A 26,300-nucleotide genomic window follows, 5' to 3' on the forward strand; every position below is an offset into this window, starting at 1 on the left:
TGCCCCTGTAGGGTGGTCGGCAACCCCTGGCGTGGCACGGCGGCGTGCGGTTACCATGCCGCCGCGCCCCCGTGCCTGGGCAAGGGCCCGATGCAGGGTTTGCAAACCATTTGCAAACCGCATCCGAACGGGTGTGCGAGAATCATTTGCATACAGGATTTACGCCCTGCCGCACGTCCCCCGCTGTAGCCCCCTTTTTTAGCCGTCTCTTGGCATGCTGGGCGCAGGGCTGTGAGGCCTCCACAGGGTGCTGGTGCACCCATCCCCTTGTTGGTTTTTCTTTGCTTGGTTTGCGCATGTCTGATACCTCGTCCCTGATTGAATCTGCCGATACCGTTGACGCCGAAGATGCGCCGGTGGCCCGCAAGCGGCCCAAGCCGGGCGAGCGGCGCGTGCAGATCCTGCAAGCACTGGCCTCCATGCTGGAGCAGCCTGGGGCCGAGCGCATCACCACCGCTGCGCTGGCCGCGCGCCTGTCGGTGAGCGAGGCCGCGCTGTACCGCCACTTCGCCAGCAAGGCGCAAATGTTTGAAGGGCTCATCGATTTCATCGAGCAGTCCATCTTCACGCTGGTGACGCAAATCACCGGGCGCGACGTGCCGCCGCCCGACCAGGCCGCCGAAGTGGGCCAACGCCAGGCCGGCCGCATCATTGCGTTGCTGCTGCAGTTTGGCGAACGCAACCCCGGCATGGTGCGGGTGATGGTGGGCGATGCGCTGGTGTTTGAGCACGAGCGCCTGCAGCAGCGCATGAACCAGTTTTTTGACCGCATCGAGTCCACCCTGCGCCAGTGCCTGCGCACCAGCGCCAGTGGCTCGGACACCCCCACCGTGCATGCGCAGGTGCAAGCCAGCGTGCTGACGTCGTTTGCGCTGGGGCGCCTGCAGCGGTTTGCCCGCTCGGGTTTTCGCCGCAACCCCACAGAGCATCTGGACGCCAGCCTGGCGTTGATGCTGCACTGATCCCCTGCCGCTGACCGGCCACAAAAGGCCCCGCACCCTTGGTGCGGGGCCTTTTGCTTTGGGCCGCGTTTACCCTGCTGCACGCCGGGGTGTGCCTCGGTACACTGTTTTGACAGGTTGGCGCCCCTTGGCAGGCACTGTCCCGCAGGTGGCAGCGCTGCAACAGCTTTTGGGTGTTATTTCTTTTTTTTGCGGGGGCTTTCGCCGCAGATCAAAAATGTTGCAAAATAGAACGAACGTTCGTTTTTATTTGCACGCATGTCCGCCACTTCCGAGTCCCTCACGCCGCGCGCCCCCAGAACCCGTGCCACCTCCGGCCGGGCCATGCAAAAAGGCCAGCAGACCAAGGCCGCCATTGTCGAGGCCGCCCTGGGCCTGGCCACCCACATCGGGCTGGAGGGGCTGTCCATTGGCGCCCTGGCCGACATCACCGGCATGAGCAAGTCGGGTGTGTTCGCCCACTTTGGCTCACGCGAAGAACTGCAGATCTCGGTCATCCGCGAGTACCACGCGCGGTTTGAGCAAGAAGTTTTCTACCCCGCCATGTCGTCCCCCCGGGGCATTGCGCGCCTGCGCGCCATGTTCGACAACTGGATGAAGCGCACCTCCATCGAAATCGACTCGGGCTGCATTTACATCAGCGGCGCGGTGGAGTTTGACGACCGCACCGGCCCCGTGCGCGATGCGCTGGCCAGCTCGGTCATGACGTGGCACGCCGCCATGCGCCGCGCCATCGAGCAGTGCAAGGACTGCGGCGAGTTGCGCGCTGACACCAATGAAGAGCAGATGCTGTTCGAGATCCACGGTCTCATCCTCGCGCTGCACTACGAAGCCCGCTTCCTGCAAAACCTGGGCTCCATCGAGCGGGCCGTGATGGGGTTCCAAAACATCCTCGCGCGCTACAGCGCTGCGGGTGCCGCCGCCGTGGTGGCCGCGCCTGCCAAAGCCGCCCCGGCTGCGCACCGCCCCGCCGCTGCACGGCGCAAAGTTTCCGTTTCAACGACCACCACCTCCAAGGAGTAAACCGATGCCTACCTACACGCCGCCCCTGCGCGACATGCAATTCGTCATGCACGAAGTCTTCAAGGTCACCGACGAGTTCAAGGCCATGCCCCAGCATGCCGAGGTGGATGTGGACACGATCAACGCCGTCATCGAAGAGGCGGGCAAGTTCGCGTCGGAGGTGATCTTCCCGCTGAACATCAGCGGCGACACCGAAGGCTGTGTGCTCGACAAAGCCACGCACGAGGTCAAGACCCCCACCGGCTTCAAGGAGGCCTACGACAAGTACGTGGAAGGCGGCTGGGCGGCGCTGAGCTGCGACCCCGCCTACAGCGGCCAGGGCCTGCCCTTCGTGCTGAACCAGTGCTTGTACGAGATGATGAACTCGGCCAACCAGGCCTGGACCATGTACCCCGGCCTGAGCCATGGCGCGTATGAAGCCCTGCATGCGCACGGCACCGACGAGCAAAAAGCCCTGTACCTGCCCAAGCTCACCAGCGGCGAGTGGACCGGCACCATGTGCCTGACCGAACCCCATTGCGGCACCGACCTGGGCCTGCTGCGCACCAAGGCCGAACCCCAGGGCGACGGCACCTACAAGATCACCGGCAACAAGATTTTCATCAGCGCTGGCGAGCACGGTATGGCCGCCAACATCGTGCACCTGGTGCTGGCCCGCTTGCCCGATGCGCCCAAGGGCAGCAAAGGCATCAGCCTGTTCGTCGTGCCCAAGTTCAACGTCAAGGCCGACGGCAGTCTGGGTGACCGCAACCCCATCTACTGCACGGGCCTGGAGCACAAGATGGGCATCCACGGCAACGCCACGGCGCAGATCGCCATCGACGGCGCCATCGGCACCCTGGTGGGCCAGCCGCACAAGGGCCTGGCTGCGATGTTCGTGATGATGAACGCAGCCCGTCTGGGCGTGGGCAACCAGTCGCTGGGCCTGACCGAAGTGGCTTACCAAAACGCGCTGGCCTATGCCAAGGACCGCATCCAGATGCGCTCATTGAGCGGCACCAAGGCCAAGGACAAGGACGCCGACCCCATCATCGTGCACCCCGATGTGCGCAAGATGCTGCTCACCGCCAAGGCCTACGCCGAAGGCGCCCGCGCGCTGCAGATTTACTGCACGCTGCTGCTGGACAAGGTGCACAGCCACCCCGACGAGAAGGTGCGCGCCGAGTCTGAAGAACTCGTGGCCCTGCTCACGCCCATCGTCAAGGCCTTCATCACCGACAACGGGCACACCGCCACCAACGCCTGCATGCAGGTCTTCGGCGGTCATGGCTTCATCAAGGAATGGGGCATGGAGCAGTATGTGCGCGACAACCGCATCAACATGATCTACGAAGGCACGAACACCGTGCAGTCGCTGGACCTGTTGGGGCGCAAGATCCTGGGCAACAACGGCGCCACGCTCAAGAAGCTGGGCAAGCTGATTGGCAAGCTGGTGGAAGAAGAAGGCGTCAACGAGAAGATGGCCGAGTTCATCAACCCCGTGGCCTACCTGGGCGACCAGATGACCAAGTTCACCACCGAGATCGGCTTCAAGGGTTTGCAAAACCCTGACGAAGTGGGCGCCGCTGCGGTGGACTACCTGCGCGTGGCAGGCCACTTGGTGTTTGGCTACCTGTTTGCCCGCATGGCCCAGGTGGCCCTGCGCGAAATCGCTGCAGGCAACACCGACCCGTTCTATGGTGCCAAGCTGCAAACCGCCCGCTTCTACTTCGCCAAGCTGTTCCCTGAGACCGCGACGCTGATGCGCACGGCCCGTGCCGGCAGCAAGGTGCTGATGGACACGGACCTGGCCCTGGCCTGATTCGCAACTCGCCATGCACGGTGCATTTCAAGCTTTTTTGCCCTGGAGCGCTTATGTTTAAAGCGGTAGCAGCTATTGTTTTGGTAGCAATCGGTGCCCCGGCCTGGGCGCAGATGACCCCCGAGGGCCTGTGGCGCAACCTGGATGACAAGACGGGCGAGGCCAAGGCCGAAATCCGCATCCGCGACACGGGTGCGGGTGGGCTGCTGGGGGTGCTGGAAAAGCGCCTGTCCAAGGACGCCAAGCCGGACGACGTGTGCAAGGAATGCTCCGACGACCGCAAGGACAAACCCGTGCTGGGACTGGAAATCATCCGTGGCGCCAAGAAGGCCGAGGACAAAGACGTGTGGGAGGGCGGCAAGATTCTCGATCCCGAGAACGGCCGCAACTACACCCTGCGCCTCACCCCCATCGACGGCGGCAAGAAGCTGGAAGTGCGTGGCTCCATTGGCCCCTTTGGCCGCACGCAAACGTGGATCCGCCTGCAGTAAGCCACGCAGTCCACTGCGCCCGGCCACTGCGGCAGCGCACCCCTAACCGCCGCGCAACCCACCCCGGTTGCGCCTGCCATTCAACAGGTCTGCCCCCGGGCAGACCTTCTTCCCGGAGGAAGAACCCATGTCTCGATTCCAAGTGAAAAAAGTCGCCGTGCTCGGTGCAGGCGTGATGGGCGCGCAGATCGCCGCCCACCTCGTCAATGTGAAAGTGCCGGTGGTGCTGTTTGACCTGCCCGCCAAGGAAGGCCCCAAGAACGGCATCGTCACCAAGGCCATCGAAGGCCTGAAAAAGCTCAAGCCCGCCCCTCTGGGCGTGGCCGACGATGCAGCGCTGATCCAGCAAGCCAACTACGAAGAGCACATGCACCTGCTCAAGGAGTGCGACCTCATCATCGAGGCCATTGCCGAGCGCATGGACTGGAAGCTGGACCTGTACACGAAGATCGCGCCCCATGTGGCCAAGCACGCCATCGTGGCGTCCAACACCTCGGGCCTGTCGATCACCAAGCTCAGCGAAGCGCTGCCCGAGAGCATCAAGCCGCGTTTTTGCGGCATTCACTTCTTCAATCCCCCGCGCTACATGACGCTGGTGGAGCTGATCAACACCCCCACCACCGCCCCCGAGGTGCTCGACCAGCTCGAAGCCTTCGTCACCAGCGGCCTGGGCAAGGGCGTGGTGCGCGCGCACGACACGCCCAACTTCGTCGCCAACCGCGTGGGTATCGCAGGCATGCTGTCCACGATGAAGGAGGTCGAGAACTTTGGCCTGACCTTTGATGTGGTGGACGACCTCACGGGCAAGAAGCTGGGCCGTGCATCGAGCGGCACCTTCCGCACCGCCGACGTGGTGGGCCTGGACACCATGGCCCACGTCATCAAGACGCTGCAGGACAACCTCGACGAGAAGAGCGACCCGTTCTACGCCAGCTTCGAGACGCCCGCCGTGCTCAAGAAGCTGCTGGAGCTCGGCAACCTCGGCCAGAAGGCCAAGGCCGGCTTCTACAAGAAGGTCGGCCGTGATGTGCTGCGCTTTGACCTGGAGGCCGAAGAGTACGTGCCCGGCGGCCAGAAGGCCGACGAGGTGTATGGCCGCATGCTCAAGAAGCCTGCCGCACAGCGCCTGAAGCTGCTGCGCAACGCCGAAGGTGCGCAGGGCCAGTTCCTGTGGGCCATTTTGCGCAACAGCTTCCACTACGCTGCGGTGCACCTTTCAACCATAGCCGACAACGCCCGCGACGTGGACCAGGCCATGCGCTGGGGCTTCGGCATGAAGCAAGGCCCCTTTGAGCTGTGGCAAGAAGCAGGCTGGCTGGAAGTGGCACAGATGATCCAGGAGGACATCGACGCCGGCAAGGCATTGAGCCGCGCGCCGCTGCCCGAGTGGGTGTTCAAAGGCCCCGTGGCCGAAGCCGGTGGCGTGCACACCGCGCAAGGTTCGTGGAGTGCCTCTGCTCAGAAATTTGTAGCGCGCCGCGCTCTGCCCGTCTACGCAAAGCAGCATTTTCCTGAAAAGCTGCTGGGCGAATCGTTGCCCGACTACCAGACGGCTGGCAAGACGCTGCACGAGGACGACAGCATTCGCCTGTGGACGCTGGATGACAGCGAAGATCGCCCCTCCGGTAGTGGGATCGTGATTGCCAGCATCAAGACCAAGATGCACGCCATCAGCCCCGATGTGGCCGAAGGCCTGGCCCTGGCGGTGGACCTTGCCGAGAAAGACTACGCCGGTGTCGTGATCTGGTCGGGCGACGAGCCCTTCAGCGCGGGTGCCGACCTGCAGGCCATGCTGCCTGCCTTCATGGTGGCCGGCGTCAGCGCCATCGAGGGGGCCGAGCAAGAGCTGCAGAACACCATGCTGCGCATCCGCTACGCCAACGTGCCCGTGGTCTCGGCCGTGCGCGGCCTGGCGCTGGGCGGTGGGTGTGAGCTGGCCGTGCACTCGGCCCGCCGCGTGGTGCATATGGAAAGCTACATCGGCCTTGTCGAAGTGGGCGTGGGCCTGGTGCCCGGCGCCGGTGGCCTGACCTACATCGCCCGCCGTGCGGCCGAGAACGCCGCCACCTCCACAGGCAAGGACATCCTGCCCTTCCTGACCGAAGGCTTCACAGCCGCCGCCATGGCCAAGGTGGGCACCAGCGCGCTCGAATCGCGCAAGCTGGGCTACCTGCTGGAGTCCGACGTCATCGTGCCCCACAAGGACGAGCTGCTGTACGTGGCCATCAACGAAGCCAAGGCCATGGCCAACGGTGGCTGGCGTGCCCCGCACAAGCGCCTGTTCCCCGTGGCAGGCCGCAGCGGCATCGCCACCATCAAGGGCTCTCTGGTCAATATGAAAGACGGCGGCTTCATCAGCCAGCACGACTTCCACATCGCCAGCCTGATTGCCGAAGTGGTGTGCGGTGGCGACGTGGACGCTGGCACGCTGGTGAGCGAGGAGTACCTGATGACGCTGGAGCGCAAGGCGTTCTGTGCGCTCATCGAGCACCCCAAGACGCAGGAGCGCATCCTGGGCATGCTGTCGACCGGCAAGCCTGTGCGCAACTGATGACTGCTGCCATGACGGATCGCGCCCCCAACAAACTGCAGCGCTCGTTGATGCGCCTGGACGAGGCCCCCGCCTTCATGCGGGGCTTTGTGCAGAACATCATCTTGCGCCGTGCGGTGCCCTTCACCGGTACGGCCGGGGTCCGGTTTGTGTCGCTGACGCCCGAGCGGGTCGAAGTGCACCTGGCCAATGAACACCGCGTGCAGAACCACATTGGCGGCGTCCACGCCTCTGCCATGAACCTGTTGGCCGAAACGGCCACCGGCATGGTCGTGGGCATGAACGTGCGCGACGACTGCACCCCGCTGGCCAAAGAGCTGAGCATGGCGTTCAAGAAGCGCGCCACGGGCGGCCTCAAGGCCGTGGCCACGCTCACGCCAGAGCAGTGCGCGGCCATGCAGGCCAGCGACAAGGGCGAGGTTCAGGTCACCGTCACCGTGACCGACGAAGCCGGCGTGGAGCCGGTCGAATGTGTATTTACGTGGGCCTGGGTTCCAGCCAGCCGCCCCGCCAAGAATTGAAGGAGTTATCCCATGGCCAAACAAGTCCAGGAAGCCTACATCGTTGCCGCCACGCGCACGCCCATCGGGCGCTCGCACCGCGGGTTCTTTCGCAACATGCGCCCTGACGACCTGCTGGCGACCACGCTGAAGGCCGCGCTGGCCGCAGCGCCCGGGCTCGACCCCGCCGCCATCGAAGACATCATCTGCGGCTGCGCGATCCCCGAGGCGCAGCAGGGCCTGAACGTGGCGCGCATTGGCGCCGTGCTGGCGGGCCTGCCCACCAGCGTGGGCGGCATCACAGTCAACCGCTTTTGTGCATCGGGCCTGTCGGCCGTGCAGATGGCGGCCGACCGCATCCGTGTGGGCGAGGCCGAAGTGATGATCGCTGCCGGTGTGGAAAGCATGAGCATGGTGCCCATGATGGGCAACAGCCCCAGCCTGTCGCCAAGCATCTTTGAGCGTGACGGCGACGTGGGTATTGCCTACGGTATGGGCCTCACGGCCGAGAAGGTCGCCCAGCAGTGGAAGGTGGGCCGCGATGCACAGGATGCGTTTGCCCTGGCCTCGCACCAGAAGGCCCTGGCCGCTCAGCAAGCAGGCTACTTTGCCGACGAGATCACGCCCATCGAAGTGACCGACCGCACGGCCAACCTGGAAACGGGCGAAGCCATTGTCAAGACCCGCACCGTGAGCATGGACGAAGGCGCACGCCCCGACACCAGCCTGGAAGGTCTGGCCAAGCTCAAGACGGTGTTCGCGGCGCGCGGCAGCGTGACGGCGGGCAACAGCTCGCAGACCAGCGACGGTGCAGGCGCGCTGATCCTGGCCAGCGAGTCGGCCGTGAAGCGCTTTGGCCTCACGCCCCTGGCGCGTTTCGTGAGCTACGCCTCCAAAGGCGTGCCGCCGCACATCATGGGCATCGGCCCCATCGAGGCGATTCCGGCGGCACTGCGCTACGCGGGCCTGAACCAGCAAGACATCGACTGGTTTGAGCTGAACGAAGCGTTTGCGGCGCAGTCGCTGGCGGTGATGAATACGCTGGGCATGGACCCGAGCAAGGTCAACCCGATGGGGGGCGCGATAGCGCTGGGGCACCCGCTGGGGGCCACGGGGGCGATTCGCTCGGCCACGGTGGTGCATGCACTGCGGCGCAACAAGCTCAAGTACGGGATGGTCACCATGTGTGTAGGCATGGGACAAGGCGCCGCCGGCATCTTCGAAGCGGTTTGATGGTTGGCTGGCTACCGAGCGATCTGCGTCGTTGGGCGGTGCTCGGAATCCTCACGTACAGGAAGTACGTTCCGGTTCCTGCGCTCCGTCCGCCTAGCAGCTCATCCCGCTCGCTACGCCCTTGAGGGCGGAGTGGGAAGACCGGGGGCGAGTGATGAGTTCTTTCTCCGCCCGTTCGGGCTGAGCCTGTCGAAGCCTGGGCACTTTCCTGCGACCCAGGCTGGGCCTGCCAAAACCGGGTGACCCGCCAGGGGGCGCATCGTTTTCTTTTCAAACCGGCGCAGATCGGTGTGAACCAAGGAGGCCGACATGAACAAGCAAACCTTGCAGGTCCACGGCGGCGATGGCGCGGTAGCGCTGGCGCTGCGCGTTTACGAGCCCGAGGGCGTGGCGCGTGCCAGCGTGGTGATTGGCGGGGCCATGGGGGGGCGGCAGTCGTTTTATGAGGCCTTTGCGCTGTGGTTGGCGCAGCAGGGGTTTCGGGTCACCACGTTTGACTACCGGGGGCATGGCGATTCGCTGCAGGGTGCGATGCGCGATGTGAAGGCCGATTTGTTTGACTGGGCGCAGGACTACGAGGCGGTCATCACGGCGGCCAAGGCGGCGTTGCCAGCGCAGCCCTTGTACCTGCTGGGGCACAGCCTGGGCGCGCAGCTGCCCGGCCTGCTCACGCGGCCTGAGCAGGTCGATGGTCTGCTCAGCGTGGCGGCGGGCAGCGGTTACTGGCGCGACAACGCTCCCAAGCTCAAACGCATCGTTCCCTACTTCTGGTGGGTGCTGGTGCCGCTGGCCACGCGGCTGTGCGGGTACTTTCCGGGGCGTGCGCTCAAGAAGGTGGGCGACCTGCCTGCGGGCGTGATCTTGCAGTGGCGCCGCTGGTGCCTGCACCCGGCCTACAGCGTTGGCGCCGAAGGGCCTGCGGTGGCGCAAAGCTATGGCGCGGTGCGCTTTCCGGTGCTGGCGCTGTCGATGGCCGACGATGAGCTGATGACGCTGCGTGGCACGCACAACCTCGTCAACCTGTACACCCACACAGAGCGCCGCGTGGAGCGCATCACGCCTGCTGAACTGCAGGTGCGGCGCATTGGGCACTTCGGGTTCTTTCGCGACCAGTTTCGCCAAAGCCTGTGGCCGCGCGCGGCCGCCGCACTGGCGGGCCTGGGGGCAGCGCGCCCAAGCGTGCGCCAGTCGCCGGCATGACGCTTGCCCCCTTCAATCCACGGCACACTTACGGCATGACTTCCTCCTTGCATCCCTTGGACGAGGCGCTTGCGCTGACGTCTTCTTCGCCCGGTGCGTACACGGGCCAGACCCATCCCGGCTACTGGAACATGGTGGGGCCGTTTGGCGGCGTGACGGCGGCCACGCTGCTGCAGGCCGTCATGCAGCACCCCGACCGGCTGGGCGATCCGCTGTCGCTCACCGTCAACTACGCGGGGGCTTTGACGGCGGGACCGTTCACCGTGCAGGCCACGCCGGTGCGCACCAACCGCTCCACCCAGCACTGGACGCTGTCCATCCTTCAGGCCGATGTCGACGGTGCCCCGGTGGTGACCACGACCGCCACGGCCGTCACCGCCGTGCGCCGCGACACCTGGAGCGCGGGCGATGTGCCGATGCCCACGGTGCCTGCCCCGGCAGACTGCGCCATCAGGCCTTTGGAAGCAGGGGCCATGGCGTGGCTGTCACGCTACGAGATGCGCCCCATCTCGGGTGGGCTGCCTGCGCAGTGGAACGGCCAGTTGGGCGACCACAGCCTGTCGCAGCTGTGGATGCGTGACGCGCCCGCTCGGCCGCTGGACTTCTGCGCGCTGGCGGCGCTGGCCGATTTGTTCTTCCCCCGCGTGTGGCTGCGCCGGGCGCACCTGGTGCCTGCGGGCACGGTGTCGATCACGGTGTACTTCCATGCCAGCAGCGAGCAACTGGCGCAGACCGGCACGGGCTACCTGCTGGGCCAGGCCCGTGGGCAAGAGTTTCGCCACGGGTTTTTTGACCAGACCGTGCAGCTGTGGAACGAAGCCGGCACCATGCTGGCCACGAGCCACCAGATCGTTTACTACAAAGAGTAGGCGCGCCACACGGCGCTACCCAGCGCTACCCAGCGCCAACGCGGCCCAGTACGCGCCATCACTTCACCTCTTCATACCCCCTTACCACCATGACCGACACCACCAAAGACATCCTCGTGCACACCGAAGCGGGTGTGACCAGCATCACCTTCAACCGGGTGGACAAGAAGAACTCCATCACCACCACCATGTACGCGGCCATGGCCGACGCGCTGGCCGCGGCCGAGCAAGACGCGAGCGTGCGCGTGGTGGTGTTCCAGGGCGATGTGGCCATCTTCAGCGCAGGCAATGACATTGGCGATTTTCTGCAGCAGCCGCCCGCTACGCAGGACTCGCCCGTGTTCCGCTTCCTGCACCGCCTGGCAGCATTCCCCAAGCCCGTGATCGCCTCGGTGTGCGGCCCGGCCGTGGGCATTGGCACCACCATGCTGTTCCACTGCGACCTGGTCTATGCGGGCGACAACGCGGCGTTCTCCATGCCCTTCGTCAACTTGGGCCTGTGCCCCGAAGCGGCATCCAGCCTGCTCGTGCCGCAAATGCTGGGCTACCACCGCGCCGCAGAAGCCCTGCTGCTGGGCGAACCCTTTCTGGCCGAAGCCGCCCTGGAAGTAGGCTTGGTCAACCGCGTGGTGCCCCCCACCGAATGCAACGGCGTGGCCCAGGCCCAAGCCAAAAAGCTGGCGGCCAAGCCCTTGTCTTCGCTGATCGAAACCAAGCGCCTGATGAAGAAGCACCAGCTGCCCCAGATCGCCGCCGTGATGGCCGAAGAGGGTGCCAGCTTCGGCCGCATGCTGCGCGAGCCCGCCGCCCGCGAAGCGTTTGGCGCGTTTATGGAAAAGAGACACCCAGACTTCAGCAAAGTCTGAAGTCTGGAGCTGGCGCAGCCAGCGCGCACAGCGAAGCGGTGCGGCAGTGTTTCGCCAAAAGACATCCTGATTTCAGCAAGGTCTGACTTCCATGAATTTGGCGTGAGTCACTCGAGCCGTTCACGCTGAGCCTGTCGAAGCGCCGCGCAAGGCGCAGGCAGGCTTAGCCCGAACGGATGTGTGAAGTTCAAAGATACGTTCCCCGTAACGTCAAAGACGCTACGGGTGATTTTGATGAAATAGGCCACTAGCGCTTGATTGATAAGCGCTGGCAGCTATCAAAGTAATAGTGTTCTGGCGGATGGCCCGCCGCAGCTCCAAGGATGTCCATGTCCGCTCCGTCTGCCCCTTCCACTGCCATCGCGTTCGAGCCCGAGTTCCTCGCGGGGCTCACCGCCATCTTTGAAGAGAAGATCGTCTTCAACCAGCTGCTGGGGCTCAAGGTGGTCAGCATCGCCCCGCAGCGGGCGGTGGCGCGCATCGACATGCGGCCCGAGCTGGTGGGACACTATGCCTACAACCGCATCCACGGCGGCGTGATCAGTGCGGGGCTCGATGCGATGGGCGGGCTGGCGGTGATGGCCGCGATCGGTGCCAAGCACATGGACGAGCCGCCCGAGCAGCGCCTGCACCGCTTTGCCAAGCTGGGCACCATCGACCTGCGCATCGACTACCTGCGCCCCGGCATTGGCAGCCACTTTGAGCTGCGCGCCGAGGTGCTGCGCCTGGGCTCGCGCGTGGCCACCACGCGCATGGAGTTTTTGGGCCCCGATGGCCAGCTCATGTCGGCCGGGGCGGCGGCTTACATCGTTTCGTAAGTTGTGCTGCGGCCAGCGCGCAGGGCGTGTGCTGCTGCAAGCCTTGCAAGTGCATGCTACGGTCGAACCTTTTGGTTACCGTTCTTGCGTAACGATGGCATCTTTTGACAGCATGAAAACCTAGGATGCATCCTTTTCAAGGAGATCCGATGGCCGTGCAAAACCCCTTCTTTGGCAAGCGTGAACCCGATTCGTTCCAGCGCAATGCCGCCACCAACCCCTCCGTCAATGGCTTGAACAGCCTGAACTCAGGTGCCGCGTCATCGGTGGGTCCATCGGGTGGGGGCCTCACGGGCAACAAGCCCGTGGCGGCCTCGGGCAGCGACAGCTCGGGCAGCAAGCTCACCGTGGGCCCCAACATCAAGCTCAAAGGCGTGGAGATCACCGATTGCGACACGCTGGTGGTCGAAGGCACGGTGGAAGCCACGATGGACTCGCGCGTGATCCAGATCTCCGAGAACGGGGCCTTCAAGGGCTCGGCAGAAATTGACATTGCCGAGATCCATGGCGAATTCAATGGCACCCTCACCGTGCGCCAGAAGCTCGTCATCTACAGCACGGGCAAGGTGAACGGCAAGATCCGCTACGGCAAGCTGGTGGTGGAAGAGGGCGGGCAACTGGCCGGTGAAATCGAGGCCGGTTTCAACAGCGCCAGCGCGGCCACGCGCCCCGCCATTGCGGCGCCTGCGGTGGTGCGCGCAGAGCCTGCCATTCTGGCAGCCTGAGGGAATCGCTTGTTCTGACAGTCTGTGGGCGATCTCCCTTATGAGATCGTCCACGGGTTCTTAGCCTTGGGCAGGCGCCTGCGGCTTGGGCAGCGGCCGTGGGCGGCCGTTGGCATCGATCGCCACATAGGTCAGCGTGGCCTCGGTCACCTTCACATAGCGGCCCTGGTCTGAAAAGCGTTCGGCATACACCTCGACCTGCACGGTCACCGAGGTGTTGCCCACGCGGTTGATGTGCGAGAAGAACGACAGGATGTCGCCCACGCGCACCGGTTGCTTGAACACAAACTCATTGACGGCCACGGTGGCCATGCGGCCCTGCACGTAGCGCGCGGGCAGCACCGATCCGGCCAAGTCCACTTGCGCCATCACCCAGCCCCCAAAAATATCGCCATTGGCATTGCAGTCGCCCGGCATGGGGATGACTTTGAGCACCAGTTCGTGGTCGCAGGGCAATGCAGCGGGTGGTGGGCTGAAGGAAGCAGACATGGGCACAATCACTAGATAACAACAATCAGGATTGTCCCCCATGCGCCAACGCGGCGACTCCGCCCCCCCACATTCCCCTCCAAACCCCTCTGCGGCTGCAGCGGCTGCTCCGGCCACCGCACCGCACCAGCCCACAGACTGGGTCACCATCCGGCGCCTGCTGCCCTACCTGTGGCAGTACAAGTGGCGCGTGGTGGCCGCCATCGTGTTCATGGTGGGCGCCAAGCTGGCCAACGTCGGCGTGCCCGTGCTGCTCAAAACGCTGGTGGACGCCATGGACATCTCCGCCAGCAGCCCCACCGCGCTGCTGGTGGTGCCCGTGGGGCTGCTGCTGGCTTATGGGGCGCTGCGGCTGTCCACCTCGCTGTTCTCAGAGTTGCGCGAACTGGTGTTTGCCAAGGCCACACAGGGCGCCGCGCGGGCCATTGCGCTGCAGACCTTTGAGCACCTGCACCAGCTGAGCTTGCGCTTTCACCTGGAGCGGCAGACGGGCGGCATGACGCGCGACATCGAGCGCGGCGTGCGGGGCATCGAGTCGCTCATCTCCTACACCCTGTTCAACGTGGTGGCCACGCTGATCGAAGTGGCGCTGGTGCTCACGGTGCTGGCGCTCAAGTTCGACGTGTGGTTTGCCTGGATCACCATCACCGCGCTGGTGGTCTACATCGCCTTCACGGTGTGGGTGACGGAGTGGCGCACGCGCTTTCGCCGCGAAGCCAACGAGTTCGATTCGGCCGCACACACCAAGGCGGTGGATTCGCTGCTGAACTACGAGACCGTCAAGTACTTCAACAACGAGGCCTTTGAAGCCCGCCGCTACGACGAGAGCCTGGAGCGCCTGCGGCTGGCGCGGCTCAAGAGCCAGACCACGCTGTCCATGCTCAATGCGGGCCAGCAGTTCATCATTGCCATCGGGCTGGTGGCCATGCTGTGGCGCGCCACCCAGGGCGTGGTCGATGGGCGCATGACGCTGGGCGACTTGGTCATGGTCAACGCGTTCATGATCCAGCTCTACATCCCGCTCAACTTCCTGGGCGTGATCTACCGCGAGATCAAGCAGAGCCTCACGGATCTGGACAAGATGTTCGTGCTGATGGACAAGGAGCGTGAGGTGGCCGATGCGCCCGGTGCGCAGCCGCTGCAAGGGCTGGCACAGCCCACGGTGCGGTTTGAGGACGTGCACTTTGCCTACGACCCTGCACGGCCTATTTTGCAAGGCGTGAGCTTTGAGATCCCCGCAGGCAAAACGGTGGCGGTGGTCGGGCCCTCGGGCTCGGGCAAGTCCACGCTGGCGCGGCTGCTGTTTCGGTTCTACGACATCCAGCAAGGTCGCATCACCATCGCCGGGCAAGAGATTCGCAGCGTGACGCAGGCCAGCGTGCGCAAGGCGATTGGCATCGTGCCGCAGGACACGGTGCTCTTTAACGACACCGTGGCCTACAACATTGCCTACGGCCGCACGGGCGCCACGCAGCAAGAGGTGGAGGCCGCAGCCAGCGCGGCGCGCATCCACGGCTTCATCGCCAGCACGCCCAAGGGCTACGCAACACAAGTGGGCGAGCGGGGGCTCAAGCTCTCGGGTGGTGAAAAGCAGCGCGTGGCCATTGCCCGCACGCTGCTCAAGAATCCGCCCATCCTCATCTTTGATGAAGCCACCAGCGCGCTGGACTCGGCCAACGAGCGCGCCATCCAGGCCGAGCTGCAAAGCGCCGCGCAGAACAAGACCACGCTGCTCATTGCCCACCGCCTCTCCACCGTGGTGGACGCGCACGAGATTCTGGTCATGGATGCGGGCCGCATCATTGAGCGCGGCACCCATGCGCAACTGCTCGCCCTCAATGGCCGCTACGCCAGCATGTGGGCATTGCAGAAGGAAAGCCCCCCTGAGTTGCCTTCGGCACCTTCCCCCTGAGGGGGACGACGCCCTCGCTGCGGGGCGGCCCTTGCTCGGCGTCTCTCGCCTCGCGTGCGCCAGTTTCATGCGCTGTGCCCTGGAGAATAGGGCGCAAGCCCGTAACCTCATCCAGCCATCAGCGCTGGTTTTTGATGAATTGTTTGGATATATGAAGCCTGTCCTGCTTGCCCTCACTTTCCTGTCGGAAGAACACCGCGCCCAGATGGCCGAGGTGTTTGAAGTCCTCTACGCAGCCGATGCCGCATCGGCTGCGGCGGCCATTGCCGAGCATGGCCCCCGCGTGCGGGTGGCGCTCACCATCGGCGCCATCGGCTTGTCGCCCGCGCAGATCGATGCGCTCCCCGCCCTCACGCTGATTTGCGTGCTGGGCGCGGGCTACGAGAACGTGGCCGTAGACCATGCCAAGGCCCGTGGCATTGTGGTGGCCACGGGTGCGGGCACCAACGATGACTGCGTGGCCGACCACACCTGGGGCCTGCTGATTGCGGCGCAGCGCCGCATCCTGCCGCTGGACAAGGCCACGCGGGCCGGCGTGTGGCGCACGGCGCTGCCGCTACCGCCCAACGTGTCGCACAAGCGCCTGGGCATCATCGGTTTGGGCACCATCGGCAAGAAGATTGCGCAGCGCGCGCTGGGCTTTGAGATTGAGGTGGGTTACCACAACCGCAGCGCCCGCACCGATGTGCCTTACCGCTACTTTGCCGATGTGGCGGCGCTGGCCGAGTGGGCGGACTTTCTCGTCATCGCCACGCCCGGCGGCGCTGCTACTCGGCACCTGGTCAACGCCGCCGTGCTGAACGCCTTGGGCCCGCGCGGTGTGGTGGTCAACATCGCACGCGGCAGCGTGATCGACACCACCGCCTTGGCCGCTGCGCTGCGCGAGGGCCGCATTGCCGCAGCGGGCCTGGACGTGTACGAGAGCGAACCTGCGCCCCCGACCGAGTTGCTGGACCTGGACAACGTCGTGCTCACGCCCCATGTGGCGGGCTGGTCGCCCGAAGCGGTGCAGAACTCGGTGGACCGCTTCATGGAAAACGCCCGCCGCCACCTCGCAGGCGAAGCGCCTGTGACGCCGTTATGAGCATCAAAATGGCCGCTAGCGATTATGGAATAAGCGCTAAAAGCTATCAAATGTGTAGCAATTGCAGCAGGCGTGGCTTGGGCTGCGCCAGGGGCGTGGCATGACGCTGGACCTGGCCGACCTTCAGCAACGCCTGCGCGCTTTTGCCGCTGCCCGCCAATGGCAGCCGTACCACACGCCCAAGAACCTGGCCATGGCGCTGATGGTGGAGGCGGCCGAGCTGCAGGAGCTGTTCCAGTGGCTCACGCCCGAGGAATCGCAACAGCTCACCGCCGACCCGGCGCGCAAAGAGCGCGTGGGCGAGGAGATGGCCGATGTGCTGCTCTACCTGCTGCAGCTGGCCGACCACACGGGTGTGGACCTGCGTGAGGCTGTGGAGCGCAAGCTGGTGAAGAACGCGATCAAGCATCCGGTGCCGCCCGTTGGTGCGGCTTCAGTGGATTGACCCCGGAGGCCGCTCCTCCCATCCGTTCACGCTGAGCTTGTTGAAGTGCTGCACGCAGTGATGAATCTGGTGTGAATTCACTGATTCCCTCCACCCGTTCACGCTGAGCTTGTCGAAGCGCCGCGCAAGGCTTCGACAAGCTCAGCCCGAACGGTTTGTTCAAGTTCAAAGAAGGCCTGCTCCGTCGTGCCGTGGCTTCGACAAGCTCAGCCCGAACGGTTTGGGGTGGGACAGGACTGGACGATACGAGACGAGGGAAGCCGACCCGCGTCACGCGCCCTCTGAATACCCCTTGGGCCAGCCGCCGCTGGCATGGTTGCACTCCTGCCAGTCGCGCCCGCGCGGGGTGTGGCCGATGCCGGGGTTGAAGGTGTTGGTCGGGTCCAGCGACTGGTAGAAGCCCGCCAGCGCGGGCTTGGCCACGTAGAGGTGGCCCACGTTGTGCTCGGCGGGGTACTCGGCGCGGCGCTCGTCCAGCAGCTCCCACATGCGGTGTTCCATGGCCAGCGGGTCCACGCCCTTCTTCACGATGTAGTCCTGGTGGAACACATGGCAGAAGAAGTGGCCGTAGTACAGCTTGTGCACCACATCGCGCTCCACGTCCTGCGGCAGTTGCTCCACCCATTCGCGGTCGTTGCGGCGCAGGGCAATGTCCAGGGCCACGATGTCTTCGACTTCGCTGCGGTGCACCTCGCGGTAGCGGATGGCGGCGCCTGCAATCGCAAAGCGGTGCAAGAAGGCCTTGCGCCCTTCGTCGGCATCGCACTCAAACCAGCCGCCCGCAGTGTGCGCGGGCGCAAAGTGCTCGGCCAGGAAGGCGCGCGTGGCCTCCACCTGGTCGTTCGAGACGCGCACCAGCAGGTGGTGTTCGTACAGGTCACGCCATTGGCGCACGCGCCGGGGCAGGTGGCTGGGCAGCAGGCGGGTCACGGCCTGGATGGCGTGGTCCACAAAACCGCGCATCCCGAGGCGTTCAAAGAAACCGTCCCACTTGCTCTTGAGCGCAAAGGCTGCAGGCACCCGGGCCGTGCCAAAGCGGTCGATGAGCAGGAAGGTGTCCTTGCCGTACTTCTCGCCAATGTCGAACGCGGTGCGGTGGATGTATTCACCGGCAATGGGCGGGCGCGGCAGTGCGGTGAGCAGGTGGCGGCGCACGGCGGTGAGGTCTTCGGGCGCGTTGCTGCCGATGTAGAACACCGTGCTGGGCTCTTTGGGAAAGGTGTCGAGCCGCACGGCAAACAGACACACCTTGCCTGCGGAGCCCGAGGCCTCGAACAGGCGGGACGGGTCGGCATTGAAGCGGGCGGGGCTGTCGGCGTCCACGGCGCGCACGTCCTGCGCATAGCGGGCGTCCGATGCGGCGCGCTCAGGCGCGTGGCGCACGTCGGCTTCGGTGTAGCTGCCGCTTTGCAGGCGGGTCAGGATGTCTTCGGGCGTCTGGCCCAGCTCGATGCCCAGGTGGTTCACCAGCTCCAGCGTGCCGTCACCCTTCACGCGGGCGTACAGCGCCAGCTCGGTGTAGGCGGGGCCCCGGCGCACCAGCGCGCCGCCCGAGTTGTTGCAGATGCCGCCCAGCACCGAGGCGCCGATGCACGACGAGCCAATGACCGAGTGCGGTTCGCGGTTGAAGGGGATCAGCGTCTGCTCCAGCCGGTCGAGTGTGGCGCCGGGCAGGCACACCACCTGTTCACCACCGCGCACCACCTGCACACCGGTGATGCGCAGCGTGTTCATGAGGATGATCTCGCGGTCGTACTGGTTGCCGTCGGGGGTGGAGCCTCCGGTGAGCCCGGTGTTGGCCGCCTGCATGATGACGATGCGGTCCGCCGCTACGGCGGCCTGCAGCACCTTCCATTGCTCCAGCAGGGTGGCGGGCCGCACCACGGCCAACACCGGGCCTTCGCCCGTGCGGTGGCCTTTGCGAAAGCGGCGGGTGGCCTGGTCGTCGGTCAGGACGTGGGCGGCGCCCACGGCCTCACGCAGTTGGGCCAGCAGGGCCTCACGGGAAACGGGGGAGGCAGGAGAGATGGGGGCGGCGGCGTTCATGCTTCGCGCACCAGCAAGTCAGCGGAGATGTCGGCCACCTTGGCCACGCTGGTCAGCGTCATGGCCACGCGCATTTCTTTCTCCAGCAGCTCCAGCAGGTGCTTCACACCGGCCTCGCCGCCTGCGGCCAGCGCGTAGATGTAGGCGCGGCCAATCATGGCGCAGTCGGCGCCCAAGGCCAGTGCGCGCACCACGTCCAGCCCGTTGCGGATGCCCGAGTCGGCCAGGATCTTGATCTGGCCCTTCACCGCGTCGGCAATGGCGGGCAGCGCGCGGGCCGACGACAGCACGCCATCCAACTGGCGGCCGCCGTGGTTGGAGACGATGATGCCGTCCGCGCCAAAACGCACGGCGTCCTTGGCGTCTTCGGGGTCGAGGATGCCCTTGATGACCATCGGGCCCTTCCAGAAGGCGCGAATCCACTCCAGGTCTTTCCAGGAGATGGACGGGTCGAAGTTGGCGCTGAGGTAGCCCATGTAGTCCGCCAGGCCCGTGGGGCTGCCGCGGTAGGCGGAGATGTTGCCCAGGTCGTGCGGGCGGCCCAGCAGGCCCACGTCTACAGCCCAGTGGGGGTGCGTCATGGCCTGCCAGTAGCGGCGCAGCGGGGCGTTGGGGCCGCTCATGCCTGAATGCGCGTCGCGGTAGCGGGCGCCGGGCACGGGCATGTCCACCGTGAACACCAGCGTGGTGCAGCCTGCGGCCTGTGCGCGCTCCAGCGCGTTCTGCATAAAGCCCCGGTCTTTCAGCACATACAGCTGGAACCACATGGGGCGTTTGATTTTTGGCGCCACTTCCTCGATCGGGCAGACCGACACGCTGGACATGGTGAAAGGAATGCCATGCGCATCGGCTGCGCGGGCGGCCTGCACTTCGCCGCGGCGGCGGTACATGCCGGTCAGGCCTACGGGTGAGAGGGCCACGGGGATGCTGAGCTTTTCCCCAAACAACTCGGTGCTGGTGTCCAACTGGCTCATGTCCTTGAGCACGCGCTGGCGCAGTGCCACGGCGGCAAAGTCGTCCACATTGCGGCGCAGTGTCTGCTCGGCATACGAGCCACCGTCGATGTAGTGGAACAGGAAGGGCGGGAGAAACTTTTGCGCCACCGTGCGGTAGTCGGCGCTGGAGGAGATGATCATGGTGGTGGCTGTCTCAGGTCTTGGGGGGCTAGATCCAGGGGCAGGCGCATGGAACGTTCGCGCCGTGCGCGGTCTTCGTCCATGCGCTGGATGGTGGTGCGCACATGCTCCAGGTGCTCGCCGATGCATGCGCGCGCGCGCTGCGGGTCTCCGTCCAGAATGGCCTGCATCAGCGCCTGGTGCTGCGCCGTGAGCGCTTGCAGCGTGACGGGGGCACTCAGGCGGAACATGTCGTGGCGGTTGCGCTCCACGGTGGAGAGCACCACGGTGAACAGGCTGTGCATCACCTGCACGAGCACCAGGTTGTGCGAGGCTTCGGCAATGGCCAGGTGGAACTGCGCGTCGGCGCGCGCTGCCAGCTCGGCGTGGCCGCCTTGCTGGTGCTGCAGCATCACTTCAAAGCAGCGCTGGATGTGCGCCTTGTCCTGTGCGGTGGCGCGCTGCGCGGCCAGCCAGGCGGTGCTGGTCTCCAGCGCGTGGCGCGTTTCCAGCACGTCGTAGCGGTAGTGGGGGTCGGATTCGATCAGGCCCGCCAGCGGCACCATGGCTTCTTGCAGCCATTCGGCAGGTTTGTTGGTCTGCTGCACGTAGGTGCCGTCGCCACGCCGGGCCGAGAGCACGCCCTGGCTGGTGAGCTTCTGGATGGCTTCGCGCACCGAGGTGCGCGACACCCCCAGCACCTCGGCCAGTTGCCGTTCTGCGGGCAGCTTTTGTCCGGGCTGCAGTCCGCGTTCTTGCACCAGGGCAAGCAGTTTTTCGACAACGTGATCGGCTAGGCGCATGGGGGCTCTCAGATTCAGGGTTTCAATGACCCGGAATCATCCACGTAAACACATAGGCCTGCAGCGTGCAGATGATGCCGATGATGGCGGCGAACACCAGGCTGTGCTTGACGGTGAAGCGGAACAGGTCCGATTCCTTGCCCGCCAGGCCCACGGCCGCGCAGGCAATGGCAATGGACTGGGGCGAAATCATCTTGCCGGTGACGCCGCCGGTGGTGTTGGCCGCCACGGTGAGCACGGGTGACAGGCCCAGCTGGTTGGCCGTGGTGGCTTGCAGCGCACCAAACAAGGCGTTGGCCGAGGTGTCCGAGCCCGTGAGGAACACGCCAATCCAGCCCAGGAAGGGCGAGAAGAACGTGAACGCCTTGCCCGTGTGGGCCAGCGCCAGGGCCAGCGTGGCGGACAGGCCGGAGTAGTTGGCCACGAAGGCAAAGGCCAGCACCATGCCGATGGAGTAGATCGGGATGACCAGCTCGCGTACCGTTTCGCCCAGCGTGGCCACGGCCTTGGCGGGGGAGAAGCGGGCGAAGGCGATGGTCAGGATGGCCGCAATCAGGATGGCGGTGCCGGTGGCGGCCAGCCAGTTGAAGGTGTACACCGCGCCATACGGCGTGGCCTGTGCGACCACGGGCGGCATCTTGGCGACCAGCTTGTCCAGCATGGGCACGGGGATGTTGATGATGGTGGATGCCAGCGGGCCGCCTGCGGCGAACAGCGCCTTGAAGGGCTTGATGCTCCAGATCGTGACCATGCCGGTCAGGATGATGAAGGGCGACCAGGCCTTGATGATGGCGCCTGCGGTGAGGGGCGCAGTGCTCGCGGCCACTGGCTTGGCAGCGGACGTTGCCGTGCTGTCGCTGGTGTCAAAGCGGAAGATGCGCTTGGGCTGCCACACCTTGAGGAAGGCCGTGAGGGCAATTAGCGAGACGATGGCCGAGGTGATGTCGGGCAGCTCGGGGCCGATGTAGTTGGCGGTGAGGAACTGCACCACGGCGAACGAGCCGCCACCCACCAGCACGGCAGGCCAGGTCTCCTTCACGCCGCGCCAGCCGTCCATGATCGCCATGATCCAGAACAGCACCAGGATGGTCATGAAGGGCAACTGGCGCCCGGCCATCTGGCCGATGAGGAAGGGGTCGATGCCGGACACCTGACCCGCCACGATGACCGGAATGCCCATCGCGCCAAAGGCCACGGGGGCGGTGTTGGCGATCAGGCACAGGCCGGCGGCGTACAGCGGCTTGAAACCCAGGCCCACCAGCAGCGCAGCGGTGATGGCCACGGGGGCGCCAAAGCCGGCCGCACCTTCCAAAAATGCACCAAAGCAGAAACCCACCAGGATGAGCTGCAGGCGCTGGTCGTGGGTGACGGACAGGATGGAGCTGCGGATCACATCAAACTGTCCGGTCTTGACCGACAGCTTGTACAGAAACACGGCGGCCACAATGATCCAGGCGATGGGCCATAGGCCGTAGAAGAAGCCATACACGGCCGAGGCCAGCGCAGCGCTCACGGGCATCTTGTAGAACAGCAGTGCCACGCCCAGGGCCAGCAGCACCGTCACGGTGCCCGCCTGGTAGCCCTTGAGCCGCAGCTTGGTCAGGGCCAGAAAGAAAAAGACGATGGGGATGAGGGCTACGAGCGCGGAGAGCCAGATGTTCCCGGCCGGGTCATAGTTTTGTTGCCAGAGGGTTTGCATAACGGTAAGTGAGGCATTGAAACGCAGACAAAGGCCAGGGGCCCATGGCTTTCTTCACCGCAGTGGATGCGCCGCCTTGGGGGGCAGCGTTGTCTCCGGCCACTGGCCCCGCAGGCCGGGGGCCTGAGGGGTGGCTGGCATGAAGGCAGGCTGTGCGCTTGTCCCTCATTGGCAGACATTGAGTCAAATTGGTATGACCAAAAATAACCAATCCGTGCGAATTGGTCGTATTTTGGGCGGTGTGATGGGGTGGTATTTATAGGGTAAATACCGAGTTGTGGTCATTCGCCTGGATTTTGGTTTATTGGTCATACCAATATGATGTAACTAACCAGACCGCCTGAGTGTGGTTACGCGGTGTGGTTTTGGGCGGTTCCAGTGCGGGATGGGTGGGCCATCGGCAGGCACCGCCCGCTGTGCATGCTGGGCCGTTTTGGGCATAAAAAAAGCTTCTAGCGCTTGTTGATAAAGCGCTAGAAGCTATGGTTTTAGGAGCGTTTGGGGCTTACTTGCCTGCCGCAATCGCCTTTTCAGCGGCGGTCACCAGGTCGGCGCCGATCTGGCCTTTCCACTTGTCGTACACGGGGCGCGTGGCCTTCACAAAGGCGTCGCGCTCGGCAGCGGTCAGTTGGGTCACCGTCACGCCGTTGGCGGCGATTTCCTTGAGCAAGGGCTTGTCGGCCTCCACCATGCCTTTGCGGGCGATGGCGATTTCTTCCTTGCCAGCGTCGATGGCGGCCTGCTTGACGATTTCGCGGTCGGCGGGCGTCCAGCTGTTCCAGATGTCCTTGTTCACCACAAACACCAGCGGGTCGTTCACGTAGCCCCACATGGTGATGTGCTTTTGGGCCACGGTGTGCAGCTTGGCGGCCTGATAGACGGCAATCGGGTTCTCTTGCCCATCCACGGCGCCGCTGGCAAACGCGGGCTGCGCATCGGCCCAGCTCATTTGCGTGGGGTTGGCGCCCAGGGCAGTGAAGGTGTCGAGGAACAGAGGCGAGCCCACCACGCGGATCTTCAGGCCCTTGAGGTCGGCAGGGCTCTTGATGGCCAGCTTGGAGTTAGAGATTTCGCGGTAGCCGTTCTCGCCCCAGGCCAGGGGCATCACGCCTGCCTTGTCCAACGTGGCGAAGATCTGCTTGCCCACGTCGCCTCGCGTGACGGCATCAACGGCCTTGTAGTCGGGGAACAGGAAGGGCAGCGAGAACAGGTTGAGCGCCTTGACCTGCGGCGACCAGTTGATGGTGGAGCCCACGGCCATGTCGATCACGCCCTGGCGCAGCGCGCTGAACTCGCGGGTCTGGTCGCCCTGGATCAGCGAGACGCCGGGATAGAGCTTGATGTTGATGCGGCCCTGGGTGCGCTCACGGACCTTGTTGGCCCACAGCTCGCCGCCCTTGCCCCAGGGGAAGGCGGTGCCCAGCACCAGCGACATGCGGTACTCGCTCTTGTACGCGGTCTGTGCGATGGCAGCGGGGGCGGTGAAGGCCAGCGCGGCCGCAGCGGCCACGGCAGAGGTCAGGAAGGTACGCAGTTTCATAAAGTCTCCTTGCTATAAAAAACGTAGCTTTCTGCGCTTTATAGATAAGCGCTAGAAGGCATTTTTGTCACATTCAATAACCCATCTGGGCGGGCAGCCACAGGGCGAGTTGCGGGAAGGCGATCACCAGCACCATCACGAGGAACATGGCGAACAGCATCCAGCCCACCCAGCGCACGGTCGATTCCATGCGCACACCAGCAATGCGGCAAGACACCATCAGGTTCACGGCCAGCGGGGGGGTGAATTGGCCCAGGGCCACCTTCAGGGTCAGGATCACGCCGAACCAGACGGGGTCCCATTTGTAGTGCTGCATGATGGGCAAGAGCAGCGGTACGAAGATCAGGAAGATCGAGATACCGTCAAGGAACATGCCCACCGTGATCAGCAGCACGATGAGCAGCGCCAGCACGCCGTACTCGCCCAGGCCCGAGTTCACGATGGCGTTGGCCACCGGGTCAATCACGCCCAGTGTGGACAGCGAGTAGGCAAAGATGCCCGCGAGCGAGACCACGATGAGGATCACCGCCGACAGCTCGCCCGATTCACGCAGGATGGGGAACAGGTCGCGCACCTTGATCGTGCGGTGGATCACCATGCCCACGAACAGGCCGTAGAACACCGCCACCACGGCGGCCTCGGTGGGAGTGAACCAGCCCGCGCGCATGCCGCCCAAAATCAGCACCGGCGCGGCCAGGCCCCAGGTGGCCTCGCGCAGGCTCTTCCAGAACGGGGGGCGGGGCATGGTGGCTTCAAGCGCGCCCATCTTGTGCTTGCGCGCCATCCACACGGCGGGCACGATGAGCGCCACGCCCGCCAGGATGCCGGGGATCATGCCGGCCGCAAACAGCGCGGGCACCGAGGCGCCGGGCACCAGCACCGAGTAGATGATGAACGCGACCGAGGGCGGGATCAGGATGTCGGTGGCGGCGGCTGCCCCCACCACGCTGGCCGAGAACGAAGGCGGGTAGCCCGCGCGCGACATGGCTGCGATCATCACGCCCCCCACAGCGGCGGCGTTGGCCGGACCCGAGCCAGAGATGCCGCCCAGGAACATGGCCACGGCAATCGCCACCAGCGGCAGCATGCCAGGGCCGCGCCCGACGATGGCCACGGCAAAGTTGACGAGGCGCAGCGCCACGCCCGAGCGGTCGAAGATGGAGCCGACCAGCACGAACATCGGGATGGCCAGCAGCGGGTATTTGCCCAGCCCGGCGTAGAAGTTCTGCGGCACGGCCAAGAGGCCAAACCACTGGCTGTCGGCATTGGCCAGCGCGATGGCGGTAGCACCCGCCAGGCCCAGCGCGGCACCAATCGGCACGCCCACAAACATCAGGCCCAGGAAGGCCACAAACAGCAGCGTGGCGATCATGCTTGGGGCTCCCGCGGGTGGGCTTCAGCACCATCGGCGCTACTGCGGCTGCGGCGGATGAACAGGCCCACGGCGCGCGCCGTGATGAGCGCCGAGAACACGGGCAGCCAGACCGAATACCACCACTGCGGCACGCCGATGCCTGGTGAGGTTTCGCCAAAGCGGTAGTCGTCCCACACCACGCGCACGCTCAGCACCGCAATCACGCCAAACAGCAGGGCCACGGTGGCCGCGCCCAGCATCGACAGGCGTTTGCTGCGCAATGCGGAGCCGCCCTCGGCAAAGTATTCGATGCGGATGTGCTGGTCGCGCGCCACGGCGGCAGAGCCTGCGATGAGGGCCAGCGCGATCATCAGGAACACGGAGATTTCTTCGGTCCAGGCGAACGAGGAGTTGGTGAAGTAGCGCACCAGCACGTTGGCAAAGGTGATGAGCGCGAGGGCCGCCATGACGATGACGGTGAGCCAGTCTTCAAGGCGCAAAGAGCGGGGCTCGGCCTCTGGCTCAGACGGGCTGGGGGTGGGATTGGAGGACATGGGAAAGCTGGTGCGAAAAACGGTAAGACTTGCGCAAATCGGGTTGCCGCCGCCTTTGCCGTGAGGCGGGCTGCTTGCCTGAGCCCTGTTTTGCACAAGCCATGAACAGAAGGGGTCTGAAAAGTCGCTGCCCCGTGGATGTTGTGCAACCCGGAACAGGACGCGGGCGCGCGATGAAAGCCCCCGTTACATTATGCGACGCATCGATAAGCACCCATAG

General features: G+C 64.9%; 23 protein-coding genes. 15 read left to right on the forward strand and 8 right to left on the reverse strand.

Annotated elements, in window-relative coordinates; genetic code table 11:
• Nucleotides 1–296: 296 nt before the first annotated feature.
• The 12 genes from slmA (at nucleotide 297) to CLU86_RS21295 (ending at nucleotide 13,039) form a co-directional block, all read left to right on the forward strand.
• Entirely contained in the window at nucleotides 297–962 is a 666-nt protein-coding gene (gene slmA, locus CLU86_RS21240; protein WP_099657841.1) for a nucleoid occlusion factor SlmA, read from the forward strand.
• A gap of 258 nt (nucleotides 963–1,220) precedes the next feature.
• Entirely contained in the window at nucleotides 1,221–1,985 is a 765-nt protein-coding gene (locus CLU86_RS21245) for a TetR/AcrR family transcriptional regulator (RefSeq protein ID WP_099743014.1), read from the forward strand.
• Between the two features lie 4 nt (nucleotides 1,986–1,989).
• Entirely contained in the window at nucleotides 1,990–3,786 is a 1,797-nt protein-coding gene (locus CLU86_RS21250) for an acyl-CoA dehydrogenase C-terminal domain-containing protein (protein ID WP_099743015.1), read from the forward strand.
• Nucleotides 3,787–3,839: 53 nt separating this feature from the next.
• Nucleotides 3,840–4,277: a DUF2147 domain-containing protein gene (locus CLU86_RS21255; RefSeq protein WP_099743016.1), complete on the forward strand. Its 438-nt coding sequence runs from the start codon at nucleotides 3,840–3,842 to the stop codon at nucleotides 4,275–4,277.
• 127 nt (nucleotides 4,278–4,404) lie between these two features.
• Complete coding sequence (locus CLU86_RS21260; RefSeq protein WP_099743017.1) at nucleotides 4,405–6,828, forward strand: 3-hydroxyacyl-CoA dehydrogenase/enoyl-CoA hydratase family protein; 2,424 nt, start codon at nucleotides 4,405–4,407, stop codon at nucleotides 6,826–6,828.
• Nucleotides 6,829–6,839: 11 nt separating this feature from the next.
• Nucleotides 6,840–7,349 carry a DUF4442 domain-containing protein gene (locus CLU86_RS21265; protein WP_099743751.1) on the forward strand — a complete coding sequence of 170 codons (510 nt, stop codon included), beginning with the start codon at nucleotides 6,840–6,842 and terminating at the stop codon, nucleotides 7,347–7,349.
• Between the two features lie 12 nt (nucleotides 7,350–7,361).
• On the forward strand, nucleotides 7,362–8,561 hold the full coding sequence (locus CLU86_RS21270; RefSeq protein ID WP_099743018.1) for an acetyl-CoA C-acyltransferase: 1,200 nt from the start codon (nucleotides 7,362–7,364) through the stop codon (nucleotides 8,559–8,561).
• A gap of 309 nt (nucleotides 8,562–8,870) precedes the next feature.
• Nucleotides 8,871–9,761 (forward strand): alpha/beta fold hydrolase, encoded by an 891-nt coding sequence (locus tag CLU86_RS21275; RefSeq protein WP_099743019.1) that lies wholly within the window; start codon nucleotides 8,871–8,873, stop codon nucleotides 9,759–9,761.
• A 35-nt stretch (nucleotides 9,762–9,796) separates the two neighbouring features.
• Nucleotides 9,797–10,630, forward strand: coding sequence for an acyl-CoA thioesterase II (locus CLU86_RS21280; protein WP_099743752.1), 834 nt, complete (start codon nucleotides 9,797–9,799; stop codon nucleotides 10,628–10,630).
• Between the two features lie 89 nt (nucleotides 10,631–10,719).
• On the forward strand, nucleotides 10,720–11,496 hold the full coding sequence (locus CLU86_RS21285) for an enoyl-CoA hydratase (protein WP_099657850.1): 777 nt from the start codon (nucleotides 10,720–10,722) through the stop codon (nucleotides 11,494–11,496).
• Nucleotides 11,497–11,819: 323 nt separating this feature from the next.
• The gene (locus CLU86_RS21290) at nucleotides 11,820–12,314 is read left to right on the forward strand and encodes a thioesterase family protein (protein ID WP_369803859.1); all 495 of its coding nucleotides are present in this window, start codon (nucleotides 11,820–11,822) and stop codon (nucleotides 12,312–12,314) included.
• Between the two features lie 149 nt (nucleotides 12,315–12,463).
• Nucleotides 12,464–13,039, forward strand: coding sequence for a polymer-forming cytoskeletal protein (locus CLU86_RS21295; RefSeq protein ID WP_099657851.1), 576 nt, complete (start codon nucleotides 12,464–12,466; stop codon nucleotides 13,037–13,039).
• A 60-nt stretch (nucleotides 13,040–13,099) separates the two neighbouring features.
• Here the strand turns inward: CLU86_RS21295 and CLU86_RS21300 are convergent, their stop codons facing one another.
• A complete protein-coding gene (locus CLU86_RS21300; protein WP_099658997.1) occupies nucleotides 13,100–13,528 on the reverse strand; it encodes an acyl-CoA thioesterase in 429 nt (142 codons plus the stop codon).
• A 40-nt stretch (nucleotides 13,529–13,568) separates the two neighbouring features.
• On the opposite strand from CLU86_RS21300, the gene CLU86_RS21305 reads away from it, so the two are divergent.
• The 3 genes from CLU86_RS21305 (at nucleotide 13,569) to CLU86_RS21315 (ending at nucleotide 16,969) form a co-directional block, all read left to right on the forward strand.
• Nucleotides 13,569–15,440 (forward strand): ABC transporter ATP-binding protein/permease, encoded by a 1,872-nt coding sequence (locus CLU86_RS21305; RefSeq protein ID WP_099743020.1) that lies wholly within the window; start codon nucleotides 13,569–13,571, stop codon nucleotides 15,438–15,440.
• Between the two features lie 151 nt (nucleotides 15,441–15,591).
• Nucleotides 15,592–16,524, forward strand: a complete 933-nt coding sequence (locus CLU86_RS21310) for a 2-hydroxyacid dehydrogenase (RefSeq protein ID WP_099743021.1) — start codon at nucleotides 15,592–15,594, stop codon at nucleotides 16,522–16,524.
• Between the two features lie 100 nt (nucleotides 16,525–16,624).
• On the forward strand, nucleotides 16,625–16,969 hold the full coding sequence (locus CLU86_RS21315) for a nucleotide pyrophosphohydrolase (protein ID WP_369803860.1): 345 nt from the start codon (nucleotides 16,625–16,627) through the stop codon (nucleotides 16,967–16,969).
• A gap of 270 nt (nucleotides 16,970–17,239) precedes the next feature.
• On the opposite strand, the gene dld is transcribed toward CLU86_RS21315, so the two are convergent.
• The 7 genes from dld to CLU86_RS21350 form a co-directional block, all read right to left on the reverse strand.
• Nucleotides 17,240–19,015 carry a D-lactate dehydrogenase gene (gene dld, locus CLU86_RS21320; protein ID WP_099743022.1) on the reverse strand — a complete coding sequence of 592 codons (1,776 nt, stop codon included), beginning with the start codon at nucleotides 19,013–19,015 and terminating at the stop codon, nucleotides 17,240–17,242.
• Nucleotides 19,012–20,151 carry an FMN-dependent L-lactate dehydrogenase LldD gene (gene lldD / locus CLU86_RS21325; RefSeq protein ID WP_099743023.1) on the reverse strand — a complete coding sequence of 380 codons (1,140 nt, stop codon included), beginning with the start codon at nucleotides 20,149–20,151 and terminating at the stop codon, nucleotides 19,012–19,014. Before lldD ends, dld begins: the two co-directional genes overlap by 4 nt.
• On the reverse strand, nucleotides 20,148–20,933 hold the full coding sequence (gene lldR, locus CLU86_RS21330; protein ID WP_099743024.1) for a transcriptional regulator LldR: 786 nt from the start codon (nucleotides 20,931–20,933) through the stop codon (nucleotides 20,148–20,150). The genes lldD and lldR overlap by 4 nt, the downstream gene beginning before the upstream one ends.
• Before the next feature lie 22 nt (nucleotides 20,934–20,955).
• Nucleotides 20,956–22,632, reverse strand: coding sequence for an L-lactate permease (gene lldP, locus CLU86_RS21335; RefSeq protein WP_099743025.1), 1,677 nt, complete (start codon nucleotides 22,630–22,632; stop codon nucleotides 20,956–20,958).
• Between the two features lie 505 nt (nucleotides 22,633–23,137).
• Nucleotides 23,138–24,172 (reverse strand): DctP family TRAP transporter solute-binding subunit, encoded by a 1,035-nt coding sequence (locus tag CLU86_RS21340; protein WP_099743026.1) that lies wholly within the window; start codon nucleotides 24,170–24,172, stop codon nucleotides 23,138–23,140.
• Nucleotides 24,173–24,245: 73 nt separating this feature from the next.
• Nucleotides 24,246–25,544, reverse strand: coding sequence for a TRAP transporter large permease (locus tag CLU86_RS21345; protein ID WP_099743027.1), 1,299 nt, complete (start codon nucleotides 25,542–25,544; stop codon nucleotides 24,246–24,248).
• Nucleotides 25,541–26,080, reverse strand: coding sequence for a TRAP transporter small permease (locus tag CLU86_RS21350; protein WP_099743028.1), 540 nt, complete (start codon nucleotides 26,078–26,080; stop codon nucleotides 25,541–25,543). The genes CLU86_RS21345 and CLU86_RS21350 overlap by 4 nt, the downstream gene beginning before the upstream one ends.
• Between the last annotated feature and the right edge of the window lie 220 nt (nucleotides 26,081–26,300).

Origin of the sequence: Acidovorax sp. 62 (genome assembly GCF_002754495.1) — a bacterium.
Classification (GTDB): domain Bacteria; phylum Pseudomonadota; class Gammaproteobacteria; order Burkholderiales; family Burkholderiaceae_C; genus Acidovorax.